Source organism: Janthinobacterium sp. BJB304, assembly GCF_002735765.1.
Lineage (GTDB): Bacteria > Pseudomonadota > Gammaproteobacteria > Burkholderiales > Burkholderiaceae_D > Janthinobacterium.
This window is the reverse complement of the sequence record NZ_PDZN01000017.1, coordinates 34094-49971: the sequence shown is the minus strand read 5'-3', so window position 1 is coordinate 49971 and position 15878 is coordinate 34094. Positions and strand designations below refer to the sequence as shown.

Sequence of the window (15878 nt, the reverse complement as noted above, 5' to 3'; positions counted from 1 at the left end):
ATCACCTCCGCTCGCTGTGATTTTGAAGGCCTTTTTTACGCCGCGTATCGAAAGTCGATAGATCAAAAAACACCGTTCCAAATAATGCCGGATTGCATTTTCATGTGTCCGGCATCACGCTTCCCGCCCTCCGCAGCGCCCCTCCCCGCATAGCCAGCAACCATGCCATTTACGGGTAAAAACGCCGTTCTGCGCTCCCAAGCGGTGCGCCCGGGCGACAGCATTGCCATTTCCCTGCTTTTTCCTCGTGAAAACGTGAAAAACACTTGCATACAAGGTAAATCCACACCAATATTAGCCGTGCGATTAATTGCGCAATTTCCCATGTGTTTGTTAAGGAGGCTCGAAGATGGCAACAGCCAAAAAAACCCCAGTAGCAGCGCCAGCCAAAGCAGCAGCAGCCAAGCCTGCAGCCGCCAAGAAAGCAGCACCCGCAGCCAAGGCAGCAGCTAAACCAGCAGCGGCGAAGAAAGCGGCAGCACCGGCAACACCACGCAAGCCAAACGCAGCATTCATGAAAGCAATGACGCCATCGAAAGATCTGGCCGCCGTTGTTGGCGCAGCACCACTGCCGCGCACGGAAGTGACCAAAAAGGTATGGGATTACATCAAAAAACTCGATCTGCAAGATCCGGCCAACCGCCGCATGATCAATGCGGACGACAAGCTGAAAGCTGTTTTCGGCGGCAAAGCCCAAGTCTCCATGTTTGAAATGACGAAACTGATCTCCGATCATTTGAAATAATCAGATACGCACAGGGCGTCTACGCCGTGTGAGTGCCCCGCCGCTTTACTGCGAGCGGGGCATTTTTTTGCTGCGGGGGTCAACCATGTTGTCGGATGACGGTCTTTCAGACCTAATCCGACCTACGTCCGCCCCATTCACCCGGGGTCAGACCCTCAACACCGTTAATTCAGAGCTCTGCGCCAACGCTGCCGGGGGTCTGACCCCAGCCTTTATTTGACTTCCCACTGCTTCCAAGCCGCCCTTACCGCATTCGGATACTCTGCCCTGCCCCGGCTGCCGTTATACCGGCCCAGCGCCAGGTACAAATCGCCCTTTTCCATATCCAGGTACATGCGCAGGATCGCGCAGCCGTAGCGCAGATTCGTCTGCATGTGGAACAGCTTGCTGCGGTCATGGTCGCCGATGACGCCCGTCCAGAATGGCATTACCTGCATGTAGCCGCGGGCGCCGGCCAGCGAAACGGCATATTTGCGGTAGGCCGACTCCACCTGGATCAGACCCAGCACCAGGGCCGGTTCCAGGCCCGCGCGGCGCGCTTCGTACCAGACGGTTTCCAGGAATTCCGTGCGCAACTGGGCGTCCGGCAGCTTGCGCTGCAGGCGTTGCGACATCTGTCCCAGCCATTGCTGGTAGCGCTGCAGGTCGGCGGGCGTGGCAAATTTGGGCTGCGGCGGGCGTTCGTCGCGGATCGCATGCGACAGGGCCAGGCGGACGGAGTCGGCCAGCGCCTCCTCTTTCTGGTTGCCGGCCTGCGCAAAGGAAACGCAGGCCAGGCCGGCGGCCAGCGCGAGCGCGCCAGCCGTTTTACTTGGCGATAAGCGCTTCACTGCGCCATTTTGCCCTGGATGAAGGCAACGATCTCGTCCGGCGCAACGCCGGTCGCTTCCGCATCGCGGCGGCCCTGGTATTCCAGCTTGCCTTCTTTCAGTCCGCGCTCGCCGATGACGATGCGGTGCGGCACGCCAATCAGTTCCCAGTCAGCGAACATGGCGCCAGGGCGCAAGCCGCGGTCGTCGACGATGACGTCCACGCCAGCGCCTTGCAGGGCCGCGTACAGCTTCTCCGTCTCTTCCTTGACCAGTTCGCTGCGGTCCATGCCCATCGGGCACAGCACGACCTCGAACGGCGCGATCGACGCAGGCCAGATGATGCCCTTGTCGTCGAAGTTCTGTTCGATGGCGGCGCCCAGGATGCGCGTCACGCCGATGCCGTAGCAACCCATCTGCAGCGGCGCAGGCTTGCCGTTTTCATCGAGGAAGGTGGCTTTCATGCTTTCCGAGTACGCCGTACCCAGCTGGAACACGTGGCCCACTTCGATGCCGCGCTCGATGGCCAGTGCGCCCTGGCCGTCCGGCGACGCGTCGCCGGCGACGACATTGCGCAAGTCGGCCACGATGGCAGGCTCGGCCACGTCACGGCCCCAGTTGGCGCCCGTGTAGTGGAAACCGGCCTCATTCGCGCCGCAGACGAAGTCGCTCATGTGGGCGACCGTGCGATCCGCCACCACGGTGACCGGTGCCTTCGTGCCGATCGGGCCCAGGTAGCCAGGGATGGTGCCGTAGACTTCCAGGATTTCCGCTTCCGTCGAGAAACGGTGACCGACCAGGCCGGCAACCTTGCCCACCTTGATCTCGTTCAATTCATGATCGCCGCGCAGCAGCAGCATGAAATGCTGTTTCGTGATTTTTTCGTCCTTGCCCGTCGTTTCCACCGTCAGGGCGATGGTTTTCACGGTGCGCGACAGCTCGATGCCCAGCAAGGCGGCCACGGTTTCGCACTTGACGGTGTCCGGCGTAGCCGTTTTGATCAGCGCCTGGCTGGCAGCCGGGCGCTCGCCCGCTGGCGGCAGCGCTTCGGCCGCTTCCATGTTGGCGGCGTAGTCGGAGGTCGGGCAGTACACAAGCGCGTCTTCACCCGTGTGGGCGATGACGTGGAATTCATGCGAACCGGAACCGCCGATGGCGCCGTTGTCGGCCGCCACGGCGCGGAATTTCAGGCCGAAACGCGTGAAGATGCGCGTGTAGGCGTCGAACATGACTTTATACGACGCCTGCATGCCGGCCAGGTCGCGGTCGAACGAATACGCGTCCTTCATGGTGAATTCGCGGCCGCGCATCAGGCCGAAACGTGGGCGGCGCTCGTCGCGGAACTTGGTCTGGATATGATAAAAATTCAACGGCAACTGGCGGTAGGACTTGATTTCCGTGCGCACGACGTCCGTGATCACTTCTTCCGACGTGGGCTGGATCGCATATTCGCGGCCGTGGCGGTCTTTCACGCGCATCAATTCGTCGCCCATCTTGGTCCAGCGGCCCGTTTCCTGCCACAGTTCGGCCGGCTGCACGAGCGGCATCAGCAGTTCGATGGCGGCGGCTTTGTTCATCTCGTCACGGATGATGGCTTCCACCTTGCGGATCACGCGCAAGCCCATCGGCATGTAGGTATAGATGCCGGAACCGAGGCGTTTGATCATGCCTGCACGCATCATCAATTGGTGGCTGACGATTTCCGCGTCAGAAGGTGCATCTTTAAGTGTGGAAATAAAAAAACGGGAGGCGCGCATAACGGTGAATTCTTTTTAAAAAGAGAGGGTTATAATCAACCTAATTTTAAAGGATTAGCTGGCTGATGCGTCCATACTTTACACAAATGCGCTCAATTGGTGCGATTCCGGCGCTTTTCGCACCCCGAAAAGGTCACCGGCTTGCGAAGTTGTGGGTAATTATGTAAAAAAGGACGCACTGTCGCAGAAAGTTTGAGGTGCATTATGCTCGACCGTGAAGGGTTTCGGCCCAACGTCGGCATCATCCTGCTAAACGCCCAGAACGAGGTGTGGTGGGGCAAGCGGGTGCGCGAGCACTCATGGCAGTTTCCGCAAGGCGGTATCAAATATGGCGAAACACCGGAACAAGCCATGTTTCGCGAACTTGAAGAGGAAATCGGACTCAGACAGGAACACGTCAAAATTGTCGGCCGCACCCGCGACTGGCTGCGCTATGAAGTGCCAGACCACTTCATCAAGCGCGAGATTCGCGGCCATTACCGTGGCCAGAAGCAGATTTGGTTTCTGCTGAGAATGTGCGCGCGCGATAACGACGTCAATCTGCGCCTGACCGACCATCCCGAGTTCGACGCCTGGCGCTGGCATGAATACTGGGTCCCGCTCGATGTCGTCATTGAATTTAAACGCGATGTGTACCAGCGCGCCTTGCAGGAGCTGTCCCGCTTCCTGACCTGGCCCGTGCATGGCAACGCACAGCAAGCGCACCGCCACACGTCGCGCTACCTGCGCCAGCCCCATGCGCCACGGGCACAGGACGGCGCGGCACTGGCCAAGCCTTGCGACGGCATCGCCGCCGAAGGGTGTACGCCGGAGCTGATCTTGCCGGGCAAGGAGTAGTCCGCCGCAATGAACGCACGCTCCCACGCAAAAGGGGCAGCCTGAACAGGCTGCCCCTTTTTTCATGCCGGCAGGAAACTCCCCTGCCGGTCAGGCTGGCTTAGTTTGCTGCCGGCGCTGGCGCAGCAGCGGGAACGTCGAGCGTGATGGCTTTCAAGCCCAGGATATTGCTGCTGTAATGGCGGATCTTGTTGGCCAGGGCCGGGTCGTTGTTCAGCTTTTGACCGTACGATGGCACCATTTCCACCATCTTCGCTTGCCATTCCGGCGTGGCCAGGCGGCTCTTGAATGCCGTTTGCAGCACCTTGATCATGATGGGCGGCGCGGTCGAGGCGCCTGGCGAAGCACCCAGCAAGGCGACGATGCTGCCATCGGCGGCGCCGACGACTTCCGTGCCGAACTGCAGCAAGCCGCCTTTGACCGGGTCATCCTTGACGATCTGCACGCGCTGGCCGGCGTTTTGCAAGGTCCAGTCTTCCATCTTGGCGTTCGGCAAGTATTCGCGCAGGGTCTTCAGGCGGTCTTCCGGCGTATTCATGACCTGTTCCACCAGATATTTCGTCAGCGGAATATTGTCGTAGCCGGCTTGCAGCATCGGTTTCACATTGCCCGTGCCGATCGAGGCAGGCAAGTCGATCCACGAACCGTTTTTCAGGAACTTCGTCGAGAAGGTGGCGAACGGGCCAAACAGCAAGGCTTTCTTGCCATCGATGATGCGCGTGTCCAGATGCGGCACGGACATCGGCGGCGAACCGACGGACGCCTTGCCGTAGACCTTGGCCGCATGCGCCGCCACCAGTTCCGGATTGGTGGTCACCAGCCATTGGCCGCCGACCGGCACGCCGCCGTAGCCCTTGGCTTCAGGAATACCCGATTTTTCCAGCAGCGGCAGCGAACCGCCGCCGGCGCCGATGAAGACGAACTTGGCGCGCATGGTCTTTTCCTTGCCGGCAGCCAGGTCTTTCACCGTCACGTTCCACACGCCGTCGGCGCCGCGCTGAATATCTTCCACTTGGTGGCGCAGGTGCAAGACCATGCCGTGGCTGTCCGTCAGGTATTTCACGAGACCGCGCGTGAGGTTGCCGAAATTGACGTCGGTACCGATGTCCATGCGCGTCGCGGCCACTTTCTGGCCCTTGTCGCGGCCTTGCATGACGAGCGGCGCCCATTGCTCGATCTGCGCCTGGTCTTCCGAGAACAGCATGCCCTTGAACAGGTTTTCCTTTTCCAGCGCGGCGTAGCGCTTCTTCAAAAAGGCAATATTGTCGTCGCCCCACACAAAGGCCATGTGCGGCACGTTGTTGATGAAGGTTTGCGGCGCGCCCAAGTGCTTGTTGGCCACCTGATAGGCCCAGAATTGCTTGGAAATTTCGAATTGCTCGTTGATGGCAACGGCTTTCTTGGTCTCGATGCTGCCGTCGGCCGCTTCGGGCGTGTAGTTCAGTTCGGCAAATGCCGAGTGGCCCGTGCCTGCGTTGTTCATCGCGTCCGAGCTTTCGGCGGCCACGGAATCGAGGCGCTCGACCATTTCCATCGTCAGCGAGGGATCGAGTTCCTTGAGCATGCTGCCCAGGGTGGCGCTCATGGTGCCGGCGCCGATCAGCAGCACGTCGACCGGTTTTTCGGACGAGGCCGGAGGGGTCTTGTTACATGCCGCCAGGATCAGGCACGACATCAAAAGTAATAGCGATTTACGCATACGTAACTCCGTTTATGAATACTGAAGGATGATTCTTGCGCGCCACCGTGGCGGCACCATCGCTGTGTTGAATGAAAAACAGCCGGCCAGCCGGAACGCCAGGGCGGCCGGACAGGTCAAGGTTGATGGTGATAGGCATGCTGCCGCGCTCCGGAATAAGCCAGGAGCAAGATCTGGTGGCAAAGGTGCGGGCAATGGAAGCACGCAATGGCAACAAAATCGCCATCGTGTCCAGAGCAAATATCAAGAGCGGCGATTTTATCACCGTTATTTGGCGCCGCCGGGCCGTGGCGGTAGTGGATAATACTTACTACAGGGTATTAAATTGCGGTGACTATCGGGTCACGAAAGCGGACGCCGGACGGCAAAAAGGGCATCCCCGATGCCTTGAATTGATGTACGCGGTACAATGCCGGCTGCCCCTTAGCCATAGTCCTACAGCCATGTTCAACCCCTCTTCCGACGACGTGCGCCGCTTCTTTTGCGACACCTTGCGCAAGCACCGCGCCCACGAAATCCTCACGCCGATGGAAGCCATCGCGCTCGACTGGATCCTCGAACATCCCGAGTATGAAAACGAGCTCTCCGACGTCGAAGCGGCGCTGGCGCGCGATTACTCCGTCGAAGGGGGCCAGGCCAATCCTTTCCTGCACCTGTCCATGCATCTGTCGATCACGGAGCAGGTACAGGTGGACCAGCCGCGCGGCATCCGCCCGGCCGTCCAGCAACTGACGCAGCGCCTCGATTCGGCCCATGCGGCCCAGCACGAAGTGATGGAATGTCTGGGCCAGATGATCTGGGCTTCGCAGCGCTCGGGCTTGCCGCCGGATACGGACGCGTATATCGACTGCGTGCGGCGCCGCTGATCAGGTAGTATCATGTTGCCAAGAAACTCAGCCACTGAAGGATATCTTGGCCCATCACACCATTCTCGTACTCGGCGGTTACGGTTTTTTCGGCACGCGCATTTGCCAGGCGCTAGCCGGCAACCAGGATATCCATCTGCTGGTGGCCGGGCGCGACGCCGCCAGGGCCAGGGCACTGGCGGCGCAATTGGGCTTGCCGCCGCGGCAAGCACTGGCGCTCGATGCCGATGCACCTGATCTGGCGCGGCGCCTGGCCGAACTGGGCGTCGATACGCTGATCCATACCGCCGGCCCGTTCCAGGGCCAGGATTACCGCGTCGCCGATGCGGCGATTGATGCCGGCGCCAACTATATCGACCTGGCCGACGGCCGCGATTTTGTCGCCGGCATCGCCAGCCTCGACGACCTGGCGCGCCAGCGCGGCGTGTTCGTCACCAGCGGCGCCAGCTCGCTGCCAGCGCTGTCCTCGGCCGTGGTAGACCGCTACCTGCCGCGCTTTCGCCAGCTCACATCGATCCGCCACGGCATCGCCTCCGGCGCCCGCGCGCCGGGCATCGCCACCATGGCCGGCATCTTCTCGTACTGTGGCAAACCGTTCCAGCGCCTGGTTGCCGGCACCCAGCAGACCACGCACGGCTGGCTCGACCTGAAGCGCCACCGCTTTGCCGCGCCCGTGGGACGGCGCTTGCTGGGCAGCTGCGACGTGCCCGACCTGGCGCTGTTCCCGCAACGCTATCCGGGCCTCGACACCGTCACTTTTCACGCCGGTTTTGCCGGTGCGCCCGGCCATCTGTTCGTCTGGGCCGCCGCGCAACTGGTGCGCCTGGGCCTGTTGCGCAGCCTGCTGCCGCTGGCCAGGCCATTGCACGCCATCAGCCAATGGGTGGAACCGCTGGTCAGCGACAAAGGCGCGATGTTCGTAACGCTGCAAGGCACGGGACTCGATGGCCTGCCGCTGACGCTGACCTGGCAATTGCTGGCGGCGCAAAACCACGGCCCGCATATCCCGTGCGGCGCGTCGATCGCGCTGGCGAACCGGTTGGCCGGCGCCAGCAGCGGTGGCGCGCCGCTACCGCACGGCGCGATGCCCTGCGTCGGCCTGCTCACGGTGGAAAATTACCTGGCCGCGCTGCAAGGCCATGACGTGACCGAGGTACCGGCATGAGCTGGTACCTGTTCGTCAAATGGCTGCACATCCTCAGCGCCACCATCCTGTTTGGCACTGGCATCGGCATCGCTTTCTTCAAGTGGATCAACGACCGGGGTGGCGAGGTGCGTGCGATCCGCCTGTCGGCCGAAAAGACCGTGCTGGCCGACTGGCTGTTCACCACGCCGGCCGTCATTGTCCAGCCGCTGTCCGGACTGGCCCTGGCGCACCTGGCCGGCTATCCGATCCTGTCCGGCTGGGTCCTCGCCTCGATGCTGCTGTATGCGGTGGCCGGCGCCTGCTGGTTACCCGTGGTATGGCTGCAGATCCGCATGCGCAGCCTGGCCCGCCTGGCTGATGACACGGGCACACCGCTGCCGCGCCTGTACTGGTTCTATGCGCGCTGCTGGTTCTGGCTTGGCGTGCCCGCATTTGCCGCGCTCATGCTGGTCTACTGGCTGATGGTTGCCAAGCCCGCGCCATGACGCCAGCCAAGCTGCAAGGGCTGTACTGGGCCATGCGCCTCGGCATGGCCTTTATCTGGCTATGGACGGCGTTTGTGTCCTGGTATCTGTATCCGCATGCCGAATCGCTCGCATGGCTGCGCCGCAGCGGCATCACGCTGCATACGGAACACGTGTTTGCCGCCTCCTGCCTGGCCGACCTAGCCATGGGCATCGCCTCGCTGTTCCATGCCAGGCCGTTGCTATGGTGGACGCAGTGCGCGCTGGTGGCCGGCTATACACTGGTGATCGCCGTCTTCCTGCCGGAATTCCTGATACACCCTTTCGGGCCGCTGACGAAAAATATCCCGCTGGTCGCCGGCCTCGTCTTCCTGGCCCTATATGAAAAAAGCCGTGGCTAGCACGGCTTCGGGAGATCGATCAACAACACTCTGCGGCGCAGCAAGCGATCAGGCTGGCCGTACCGCCTGTGGCAGCGCGGGTGCCTTCGCCTTGTCCAGCAATCCCAGCACCACCTGCAGCGCCATGGCGACGGCGCCGGCGATGAACACCACGTCGCCGAAGGTGCGTATCCAGCGCAGGTTCTGCAACAAAGGCTGCTGCATGAAGCCTTCGCTGCGCGCATACCACAGGCCTTCCGTCACGCTGGCGTGGAACTGGATGATGCCAATCGGCAGCAAGCTGGTGAAGATCATCAGCGCCAGCCCCCCGTTCAAGCCCCAGAACGCCGTCTTCATCAAGGCAGGGCTGAAGCGGTAGTCGGGCCGCAGGTAGCGCAGCACCAGCAAGGTAAAGCCCAGCGCCAGGAAGCCGTACACGCCGAACAGCGCCGCATGCGCATGCACGGGAGTCGTGTTGAGACCCTGGATGTAGTACAAGGCTACGGGCGGGTTGATCATGAAGCCCAGCACGCCGGCGCCCAGCATGTTCCAGAAGGCGACGGCGACAAAGCACATCAACGGCCAGCGCAACTGCTCCATCCACGGCGCGCGCTCCTTTAAGCGCCAGTTTTCCCACGCTTCATGCCCCAGCACGATCAGCGGCACCACTTCCAGCGCACTGAAGCTCGCGCCGATGGCCATCACGGGCGTGGTGGTGCCGGCAAAGTACAGGTGGTGGAAGGTGCCGGGTATGCCGCCCAGCATGAACAGCGAGGCCGACGCCAGGCTGGCCGTCGTGGCCATGCGCACCGACACCAGGCCCAGGGTCGAGAAGATGAAGGCCAGCGCCGTCGTGGCGAACACTTCAAAGAAACCTTCCACCCACAGGTGCACCACCCACCAGCGCCAGTATTCCATCACCGATAAATGCGTGCGCTCGCCGTAGAACAGGCCGGCGCCATAGAATAGGCCGATGGCGCCCACGGACGCGGTCAGCAGCGCCAGCAGGTTCTTGTCGCCGCCCGGCTGGCGCAGGGCCGGCACGACGCCGCGCAACATCAGCACGAGCCACAGCAGAATACCGACAAATTTGCCGATCTGCCACAAACGGCCCAGGTCGACATATTCATAGCCCTGGTGGCCAAGCCAGAAATTCCACTCGGGCGGCATCACTTGCGCAATGGCCAGGTAATTGCCGATGAACGAGCCGACGACGACCGCGACGAGGGCCCAGAACAGCACGTCGACACCGAGACGCTGCCACTTGGGATCCTTGCCGCCATTGATCAAGGGCGCGAGGAACAGGCCGGCGGCCAGGAAGCCCGTGGCGATCCAGAACAGCGCGGCCTGGATATGCCAGGTGCGCGTGAGCGCATACGGGAACCAGCGCGACACGTCGATGCCGTAGAACTGCTGTCCTTCCACCGTGTAGTGCGCCGTAAAGCCGCCGATGAAGACCTGGAAGATGAACAGCGCCACCACCAGGAACAGGTACTTGCCCAGTCCCCGCTGCGAAGGCGTCAGCGCGAAAGTGGTGAGTGGATCGCGCGGACCGGCGGCCGGCAGCGCTTCGTCGTGGTCGCGCAAGAAGGCCCAGCCCCAGACGAGGAAGCCCACGCCGGCCAGCAGCACCACCACGCTGGCGACCGACCAGACGAGGTTTTCGCCGCTGGGCTGGTTGCCGATCAGCGGTTCGTGCGGCCAGTTGTTCGTATAGGTCACTTTCTGGCCCGGACGTTCGGTGGCGGCAGCCCACGCCGTCCAGAAGAAGAACTGCGTCATCTGCGCGCGCCGCTCGGCGCTGGGCAGGGTGTTTTCCTTCATGGCGAAGTGTTCGCGGCTTTTTTGCAGCGCCGGCGCGTCGGAGAACAGCTGGTCGTAATAGTGCGCCGTGTTGGCGATGGCTTGCACGCGGCGCGCCGACAGATGCAGCACTTGCGCACCATCGGTACGGTTGCCGCGGTACTCCAGCTTGAGCGCTTCGCGCAGCGCCGCCTGCGCGGGGCCGTCGAGAGCCGCGTACGCCTTGCCATGCTGCTCTAGCGCGGCCAGTTCCAGCCAGGCCGTCAATTCGCGGTGCAGCCAGTCGGCCGTCCAGTCGGGCGCCTGGTAGGCGCCGTGGCCCCAGATGGAGCCCAGCTGCATGCCGCCGACCGATTGCCAGGCCGTCTGGCCGTCGAGGATGCCCTCGCGGTCGAACAGCTGCCGGCCATCCTGCGCCAGCACTTGCGCGGGGATGGGCGGCGCTTGCCGATACACTTCCGTGCCGTAGTAGCCGAGCAGCGAAAACGTCACAATCAGCACACCGATCAGGGTGAACCAGAGTTTTTTGTAGGGACCCATGGGTCTTTCCTTTGTCAGTGCACCACGGCCGGCGCAAAGCGCTCGAACAGGATATTGTTTTCAGTATGGATGTGCGCCATCAGGTCTTCGCGGAAAGTGCGCAGGCCCGTGTACAGCGCGCGCCAGGTGGTGCAGGCGCCACCTGGTGCGGTGATATCGTTCGTCATCGCCTCCATGGCGCGCAAGGCCACGCCATGGTCGTCATGCTCCATGCGCATCACGTTGATGGGCGCGCCGGCCCGGGGGCCCTGGCCGCGCACGATCATGGGGAACAGCACGTCTTCCTCCTTGCGCATATGGCTTTCCAGTTCCTGCGCCATGGCCGACAGGTGTTCCGCCAGCCCGTGCGGACAGTCGGCGCGGTCGCCATGCACCTGCTCGACCTTGCGCGCCAGGCGTATCAGCTCGGGCAGCTGCTCGCGATGCACGGCGTGGTAGCGCGCCAGGATGTGTTCCACCAGCTCGGCGGCCGGGGCGTCCTGCCAGTCACGCTCGCCGCTGGCGTCAATCCGTCCGGCCAGCACTTGCAGTTCCTCGACGATGGGCGCCGTGTCCACGCCGGCCGCTTCAGCCGCCGCGCGCAGGGTCTTGTTGCCGCCGCAGCAGAAATCGAGGCGGTGCGCATCGAACAGGCGCGTGGCGCCGGGGATGCGGCGGGCCAGCTGGCCCAGGGATAGGTCGATCATTTCCATAGCAATTCCTTGATGATGAATGGGGGGTTGTTTTATTGGACGGCGCCCGCGTGGTAGACGCCGGGCACGGCTTCGCCCGTCACTTCCAGCACGCCCACGGTGCCCTTGCCGGCGCGCGACAGCGCATGGTCGACCAGCAGATAGCTGCCAGGGTGCTGCACCTTGAGTTCGACGATGGTCGCGCCGCCCGGTGCGACGAGCGTGGTTTGCACGTCGTTTTTCGGGCTGCTGATCGAGCCTTCGCTGTACACCTTGTCGAAGATCTCGCCGATGATGTGGAATGATGAAATCTTGTTCGGGCCGCCGACACCGAAATAGATGCGCACGGTCTCGCCGACTTTCGCCTGCAGTTTGTGCGTCTTGCTCAGGGCGCCCACTTCGCCGTTGAAGACGTAGTAGTCGGGCAGCTCATTGGCCATTTTTTCCAGGTTCGGTTCCTGGTGCACGGGGGCGCCGTGCGGACGGCCCGTGTACATCTCGCCCTGCATCACGTAATACTCGCGGTCGACTTTTGACAGGCCGCCTTCCGGTTCGACGAGGATCATGCCGTACATGCCGGCCGCGATATGCTGCGGCACCAGCGGCGTGGCGCAGTGGTAGACGAACAGGCCCGGATTGAGCGCCTTGAAGGTCACCGTCTTTTCCTGCCCCGGCGCCACCTGCGTGTGCTGTCCGCCGCCATGGCCGCCCGTCACCGCGTGCAGGTCGATCGAGTGGATCATCTTGCTGTCCTTGGCGTTGAACAGGGTCAGTTCCACCGTGTCGCCCACCTTCGCGCGCAGCATCGGGCCCGGCACTTGCCGGTTGAAGGTCCAGTAGGTAAAGCTGGTGCCGTCATCGAGCTTGCCCGGCAGTTCCACCGTCTCCATCCTGTATTTCAGGGTTTGCGGCGCGCGCGCGCCGATGGCGGAAGGCACCTGCGCCGGATTGGCGGCCACGCTGACGGCCGATGGATCGGGGCCGCGCATCGGCGACGGCGCGGGCGTGTACAGGGCCAGCGCGGCGGCCTGGCTCGATTCGCCGGCAGCGCTGCCGGCGCCAGCGGCCTTCGGTGCCCCGGCTTCGGCCAGCGAGGTGCCGGCGACTTCCAGCTTGCCTTCCATGCCGATCTGGCGGTGGCCGGGAATCGAGCAGTAATAGGTGAACGTGCCGGCGCGCGTGACCTTGAAGCGCACGGTGGTGCTGCCGCTATTGGCGCTGAACTTGTTTGATGCCACGTTCAGTTCCGGGATCAGCAGGTCGTGCTCGGCGCCTTCGCCGCTTTTCAGCACCAGTTCGACCGTGTCGCCCACCTTGGCCGCCAGCACGGGGTTGACCTGGCCCTTGGCATCGATGAACACCATCTTGCCGTCGACGATATTGGTTTGCAGTTCATAGCGCTTGACCACGGCGGCGGCAGAGGGTTGGCTGACAGCGGCCGCAGTGGCGGCGGCGCTGGCCGGCAGGCTCGCCTGGGCTTGCACGGACAGGGGCATGGCCAGCACGCAGACGGCGGCGGCAATGGCGCGGAGGGAGGGAGTCGTTTTCATCAGGCTTTCCTTGGTCTTGTATGCCGGTTCGGCACCCTTACCTAGGCAAACGGTGTGCCAGGAAAAACTTGTTTTAAATCAACGATTTGAAAAATGCAGGGTCGATATGACCCTTTTCAAGCGTGGTCCGTTGTACCCTGCATGGTACTTATGACCACCACCGCCATCCACCTGCTGCTGCTCACCGACCTGGTCGCCGACCTGCCCGTGGCCGTGCGCCTGCAGCGCCTCGTGGGCAGCCTGCGCGCGCACTTCGGCTGCGAGGCCGTGGCCTTGCTCAAGCTCGATGGCGAGCACCTGCGCCCCGTGGCGATGGCCGGCCTGGCCAGCGACGCGCTGGGACGCCGCTTCGCCGTCGCCGACCATCCGCGCCTGGCCGCCATCCTGCAGCGGCGCGGCGTGCTGTGCTTCCATCACGACAGCTCGCTGCCCGATCCCTACGACGGCCTGATCGCCGAGCGGGCCGGCGAACCGCTGCCCGTGCACGACTGCATGGGCATGGCGCTGGACCTGGAAGGCGAACGCTGGGGCGTGATCACGCTCGACGCGCTGCGGGTGGGCACCTTCGATACGCAAGCGCAGCGCGACCTGGGCGAGCTGGCCTGCGCCATCGAGGCGGCCGTGCGCGTCACGCGCCTGGAGACGGAAATCCGCGCCCTGCGCCTGTCGGGCGGCGCCATGCTGGCCGATGCGCAGGCCCCGCGCGAGGAACACGACTTCGTCGGCCAGAGCAGCGCCATCACGCATTTGCTGCACGAATTGCAGGTGGTCGCCGATTCCGAGCTGCCCGTGCTGCTGCTGGGAGAGACAGGCGTCGGCAAGGAATTGTGCGCGCACCGCCTGCACCGGCTGTCGCGCCGCGCCGGCAAGCCATTGATCCACGTCAATTGCGCGGCCTTGCCGGAATCGCTGGCCGAGAGCGAGTTGTTCGGCCATGTGCGCGGCGCGTTTTCCGGCGCCGTCAGCGACCGGCCCGGGCGTTTCGAGGCGGCCGAAGGGGGCACCCTGTTTCTCGATGAAGTGGGGGAATTGCCGCTGTCGATACAGGCCAAGCTGCTGCGCACCTTGCAAAATGGCGAAATCCAGCGCCTGGGCGCGGACCGGCCGCGCCGGGTCAACGTGCGCGTGATCGCCGCCACCAACCGCAGCCTGCGCGAACATGTGCGCGACGGCTCGTTCCGCGCCGATCTGTACCACCGTTTATCCGTCTATCCCGTGCCGATTCCGCCGCTGCGCGAGCGGGGCAACGACGTGCTGCTGCTGGCGGGCGGTTTCCTGGAACTGAACCGCGCGCGCCTGGGCTTGCGCAGCCTGCGCCTGTCGGCCGCGGCGGAAAACGCCCTGTGCCACTACCGCTGGCCCGGCAACGTGCGCGAACTGGAACATGTGATCAGCCGGGCCGCGCTGAAAGCCGTGATCCGCGGCGCGGACCGCAAAGAGATAGTAACGCTGGAAACGGATATGCTCGACCTCGATGCGCTGGAAGCGCCGGCCGGCGCGGACGCGCTGCCGCCAGTGCTAACTGCGTGCACGATGCCGGCGGCGCCGCTGTCCATGCATCAGATCGTCGAAGCGAGCCAGCGCCAGGCCATCCGGCAAGCGCTGGCGTTGCATCAGGATAACTGGGCCGCCGCGGCGCGGCAACTGGGGCTCGACGCCAGCAATCTGCACAAGCTGGCGCGCCGGGTCGGACTGAAAGCCTGAACCGAACTCAAACGTAAATTCAAACTCAGCGGTGGGTCACCAGGGTGGTCGGCAGGCTGTGCAGGTAGGCGGCCAGGTCCTTGATGTCCTGGTTGCTCAGCGGCTTCACCTGGCCCGTCATGATGGCGTTGTTGCGGCCGTTGGCCTTGTCGCCCCGTTTATACGCCGTCAAGGCGTGTTCCAGGTAATCCCTGTGCTGGCCCGCCAGTTTCGGGTAGGACGGGTCGATGGGCGAACCGTAATCCTTGCCGTGGCAGGTGGCGCAGCTGTATTTTTCGGCCAGGGCCTTGCCCGTGTTGATATTACCGGCGGCGCTGGCGGAAAACGAGACGGTGGCGCAAACGAGGGCGGCGAGTAGTGTTTTCATCATCTGGCTGGTCCTCAGTTCGGCTTGGCTTGTTGCGCATAGTACGCGGCGACATCGGCGATATCCTGGTCGGACAGGCTGCTGGCGATGCCCTTCATGCTGGGGTGCTTGCGGTCGCCCTTCTTGTAGGCTTGCAGCGCATTCTCGATATATTTTGCCGGCTGGCCGCCGATCATCGGCACCTGGAACACTTCGGGGAAGGTCGCCTTGTAACCGGGGATGCCGTGGCAGCCGATACACATTTCCACCTTGGCAGGGGCTGCCTTGGCGTTTCCTACAATGTCAGCCGCTGTGACGGCATTTGCTATGCCGGCAAGCACGAGAAGTGCAAATATTTTTTTCATAGTGGCAATGTGAACAAAGGTAATCGGAGAAACGCCAGAGCTGGTTTTTATTGATTTTATGTGTTGACAATTAAGGTTGACAATTAATCTGCTGCTTGCCGATTCTAGCCAAGATATTCTTGCAAGTCCACCTATAAAACCCGCATTGTCGGCAGGCAGGCACAGGCCGTCCGCGTGGCAGCGCGCCACAGTTCT

At 62.9% G+C, this 15878-nt stretch carries 17 protein-coding genes; 7 read left to right on the top strand and 10 right to left on the bottom strand.

The window, feature by feature from the left end; genetic code table 11:
• Positions 1-62: 62 nt before the first annotated feature.
• A complete protein-coding gene (locus CSQ95_RS29210; RefSeq protein WP_139142937.1) occupies positions 63-272 on the bottom strand; it encodes a hypothetical protein in 210 nt (69 codons plus the stop codon).
• Positions 273-349: 77 nt separating this feature from the next.
• Here CSQ95_RS29210 and CSQ95_RS19850 point away from each other — a divergent pair, with 77 nt between their 5' ends.
• A complete protein-coding gene (locus CSQ95_RS19850; protein ID WP_071650146.1) occupies positions 350-745 on the top strand; it encodes an SWIB/MDM2 domain-containing protein in 396 nt (131 codons plus the stop codon).
• A gap of 212 nt (positions 746-957) precedes the next feature.
• On the opposite strand, the gene CSQ95_RS19845 is transcribed toward CSQ95_RS19850, so the two are convergent.
• Positions 958-1575 (bottom strand): lytic transglycosylase domain-containing protein, encoded by a 618-nt coding sequence (locus CSQ95_RS19845; protein ID WP_099410759.1) that lies wholly within the window; start codon positions 1573-1575, stop codon positions 958-960.
• Positions 1572-3311: a proline--tRNA ligase gene (locus CSQ95_RS19840; RefSeq protein ID WP_099410758.1), complete on the bottom strand. Its 1740-nt coding sequence runs from the start codon at positions 3309-3311 to the stop codon at positions 1572-1574. Before CSQ95_RS19840 ends, CSQ95_RS19845 begins: the two co-directional genes overlap by 4 nt.
• 204 nt (positions 3312-3515) lie before the next feature.
• Here CSQ95_RS19840 and CSQ95_RS19835 point away from each other — a divergent pair, with 204 nt between their 5' ends.
• The gene (locus CSQ95_RS19835) at positions 3516-4148 is read left to right on the top strand and encodes an RNA pyrophosphohydrolase (protein ID WP_070218597.1); all 633 of its coding nucleotides are present in this window, start codon (positions 3516-3518) and stop codon (positions 4146-4148) included.
• Between the two features lie 100 nt (positions 4149-4248).
• On the opposite strand, the gene mqo is transcribed toward CSQ95_RS19835, so the two are convergent.
• Complete coding sequence (gene mqo / locus CSQ95_RS19830; RefSeq protein ID WP_218963624.1) at positions 4249-5847, bottom strand: malate dehydrogenase (quinone); 1599 nt, start codon at positions 5845-5847, stop codon at positions 4249-4251.
• Positions 5840-6073, bottom strand: a complete 234-nt coding sequence (locus CSQ95_RS29205) for a hypothetical protein (RefSeq protein ID WP_139142938.1) — start codon at positions 6071-6073, stop codon at positions 5840-5842. Before CSQ95_RS29205 ends, mqo begins: the two co-directional genes overlap by 8 nt.
• A gap of 217 nt (positions 6074-6290) precedes the next feature.
• Here CSQ95_RS29205 and CSQ95_RS19825 point away from each other — a divergent pair, with 217 nt between their 5' ends.
• Genes CSQ95_RS19825 through CSQ95_RS19810 form a run of 4 tightly spaced genes read left to right on the top strand, consistent with a single transcriptional unit; the run spans position 6291 to position 8725 of the window.
• On the top strand, positions 6291-6713 hold the full coding sequence (locus CSQ95_RS19825) for a DUF1841 family protein (RefSeq protein WP_070218599.1): 423 nt from the start codon (positions 6291-6293) through the stop codon (positions 6711-6713).
• Between the two features lie 46 nt (positions 6714-6759).
• Complete coding sequence (locus CSQ95_RS19820; protein ID WP_218963623.1) at positions 6760-7878, top strand: saccharopine dehydrogenase family protein; 1119 nt, start codon at positions 6760-6762, stop codon at positions 7876-7878.
• Entirely contained in the window at positions 7875-8345 is a 471-nt protein-coding gene (locus CSQ95_RS19815) for a DUF2269 domain-containing protein (RefSeq protein WP_099410756.1), read from the top strand. Before CSQ95_RS19820 ends, CSQ95_RS19815 begins: the two co-directional genes overlap by 4 nt.
• Complete coding sequence (locus CSQ95_RS19810; RefSeq protein ID WP_052140001.1) at positions 8342-8725, top strand: DoxX-like family protein; 384 nt, start codon at positions 8342-8344, stop codon at positions 8723-8725. Before CSQ95_RS19815 ends, CSQ95_RS19810 begins: the two co-directional genes overlap by 4 nt.
• Before the next feature lie 48 nt (positions 8726-8773).
• Here CSQ95_RS19810 and CSQ95_RS19805 read toward each other — a convergent pair whose 3' ends face one another.
• Genes CSQ95_RS19805 through nirK form a run of 3 tightly spaced genes read right to left on the bottom strand, consistent with a single transcriptional unit; the run spans position 8774 to position 13268 of the window.
• A complete protein-coding gene (locus CSQ95_RS19805) occupies positions 8774-11047 on the bottom strand; it encodes a nitric-oxide reductase large subunit (RefSeq protein WP_099410755.1) in 2274 nt (757 codons plus the stop codon).
• 14 nt (positions 11048-11061) lie between these two features.
• Positions 11062-11739: an iron-sulfur cluster repair protein YtfE gene (gene ytfE / locus CSQ95_RS19800; RefSeq protein WP_099410754.1), complete on the bottom strand. Its 678-nt coding sequence runs from the start codon at positions 11737-11739 to the stop codon at positions 11062-11064.
• Between the two features lie 32 nt (positions 11740-11771).
• A complete protein-coding gene (nirK, locus tag CSQ95_RS19795; RefSeq protein ID WP_099410753.1) occupies positions 11772-13268 on the bottom strand; it encodes a copper-containing nitrite reductase in 1497 nt (498 codons plus the stop codon).
• 150 nt (positions 13269-13418) lie between these two features.
• Between nirK and norR the strand changes: the two genes are divergently transcribed.
• Positions 13419-14972 (top strand): nitric oxide reductase transcriptional regulator NorR, encoded by a 1554-nt coding sequence (gene norR, locus CSQ95_RS19790; protein ID WP_099410752.1) that lies wholly within the window; start codon positions 13419-13421, stop codon positions 14970-14972.
• Positions 14973-14997: 25 nt separating this feature from the next.
• Here the strand turns inward: norR and CSQ95_RS19785 are convergent, their stop codons facing one another.
• Together CSQ95_RS19785 and CSQ95_RS19780 are read right to left on the bottom strand one after the other, a co-directional pair.
• Positions 14998-15339, bottom strand: coding sequence for a cytochrome c (locus CSQ95_RS19785; protein WP_099410807.1), 342 nt, complete (start codon positions 15337-15339; stop codon positions 14998-15000).
• A gap of 14 nt (positions 15340-15353) precedes the next feature.
• Positions 15354-15683 carry a cytochrome c gene (locus tag CSQ95_RS19780; protein WP_046684254.1) on the bottom strand — a complete coding sequence of 110 codons (330 nt, stop codon included), beginning with the start codon at positions 15681-15683 and terminating at the stop codon, positions 15354-15356.
• Between the last annotated feature and the right edge of the window lie 195 nt (positions 15684-15878).

Excerpts from the sequence above, each read along its gene's own strand:
- CSQ95_RS19785 (WP_099410807.1), bottom strand. The coding sequence starts at position 15,339 with ATGAAAACACTACTCGCCGCCCTCGTTTGCGCCACCGTCTCGTTTTCC.
- norR (WP_099410752.1), top strand. The coding sequence starts at position 13,419 with ATGACCACCACCGCCATCCACCTGCTGCTGCTCACCGACCTGGTCGCC.
- CSQ95_RS19825 (WP_070218599.1), top strand. The coding sequence starts at position 6,291 with ATGTTCAACCCCTCTTCCGACGACGTGCGCCGCTTCTTTTGCGACACC.
- nirK (WP_099410753.1), bottom strand. The coding sequence starts at position 13,268 with ATGAAAACGACTCCCTCCCTCCGCGCCATTGCCGCCGCCGTCTGCGTG.
- CSQ95_RS19835 (WP_070218597.1), top strand. The coding sequence starts at position 3,516 with ATGCTCGACCGTGAAGGGTTTCGGCCCAACGTCGGCATCATCCTGCTA.
- mqo (WP_218963624.1), bottom strand. The coding sequence starts at position 5,847 with ATGCGTAAATCGCTATTACTTTTGATGTCGTGCCTGATCCTGGCGGCA.
- ytfE (WP_099410754.1), bottom strand. The coding sequence starts at position 11,739 with ATGGAAATGATCGACCTATCCCTGGGCCAGCTGGCCCGCCGCATCCCC.
- CSQ95_RS19815 (WP_099410756.1), top strand. The coding sequence starts at position 7,875 with ATGAGCTGGTACCTGTTCGTCAAATGGCTGCACATCCTCAGCGCCACC.
- CSQ95_RS19850 (WP_071650146.1), top strand. The coding sequence starts at position 350 with ATGGCAACAGCCAAAAAAACCCCAGTAGCAGCGCCAGCCAAAGCAGCA.
- CSQ95_RS19805 (WP_099410755.1), bottom strand. The coding sequence starts at position 11,047 with ATGGGTCCCTACAAAAAACTCTGGTTCACCCTGATCGGTGTGCTGATT.
- CSQ95_RS29210 (WP_139142937.1), bottom strand. The coding sequence starts at position 272 with ATGCAAGTGTTTTTCACGTTTTCACGAGGAAAAAGCAGGGAAATGGCA.
- CSQ95_RS19810 (WP_052140001.1), top strand. The coding sequence starts at position 8,342 with ATGACGCCAGCCAAGCTGCAAGGGCTGTACTGGGCCATGCGCCTCGGC.
- CSQ95_RS19840 (WP_099410758.1), bottom strand. The coding sequence starts at position 3,311 with ATGCGCGCCTCCCGTTTTTTTATTTCCACACTTAAAGATGCACCTTCT.
- CSQ95_RS19780 (WP_046684254.1), bottom strand. The coding sequence starts at position 15,683 with ATGAAAAAAATATTTGCACTTCTCGTGCTTGCCGGCATAGCAAATGCC.
- CSQ95_RS29205 (WP_139142938.1), bottom strand. The coding sequence starts at position 6,073 with ATGGCGATTTTGTTGCCATTGCGTGCTTCCATTGCCCGCACCTTTGCC.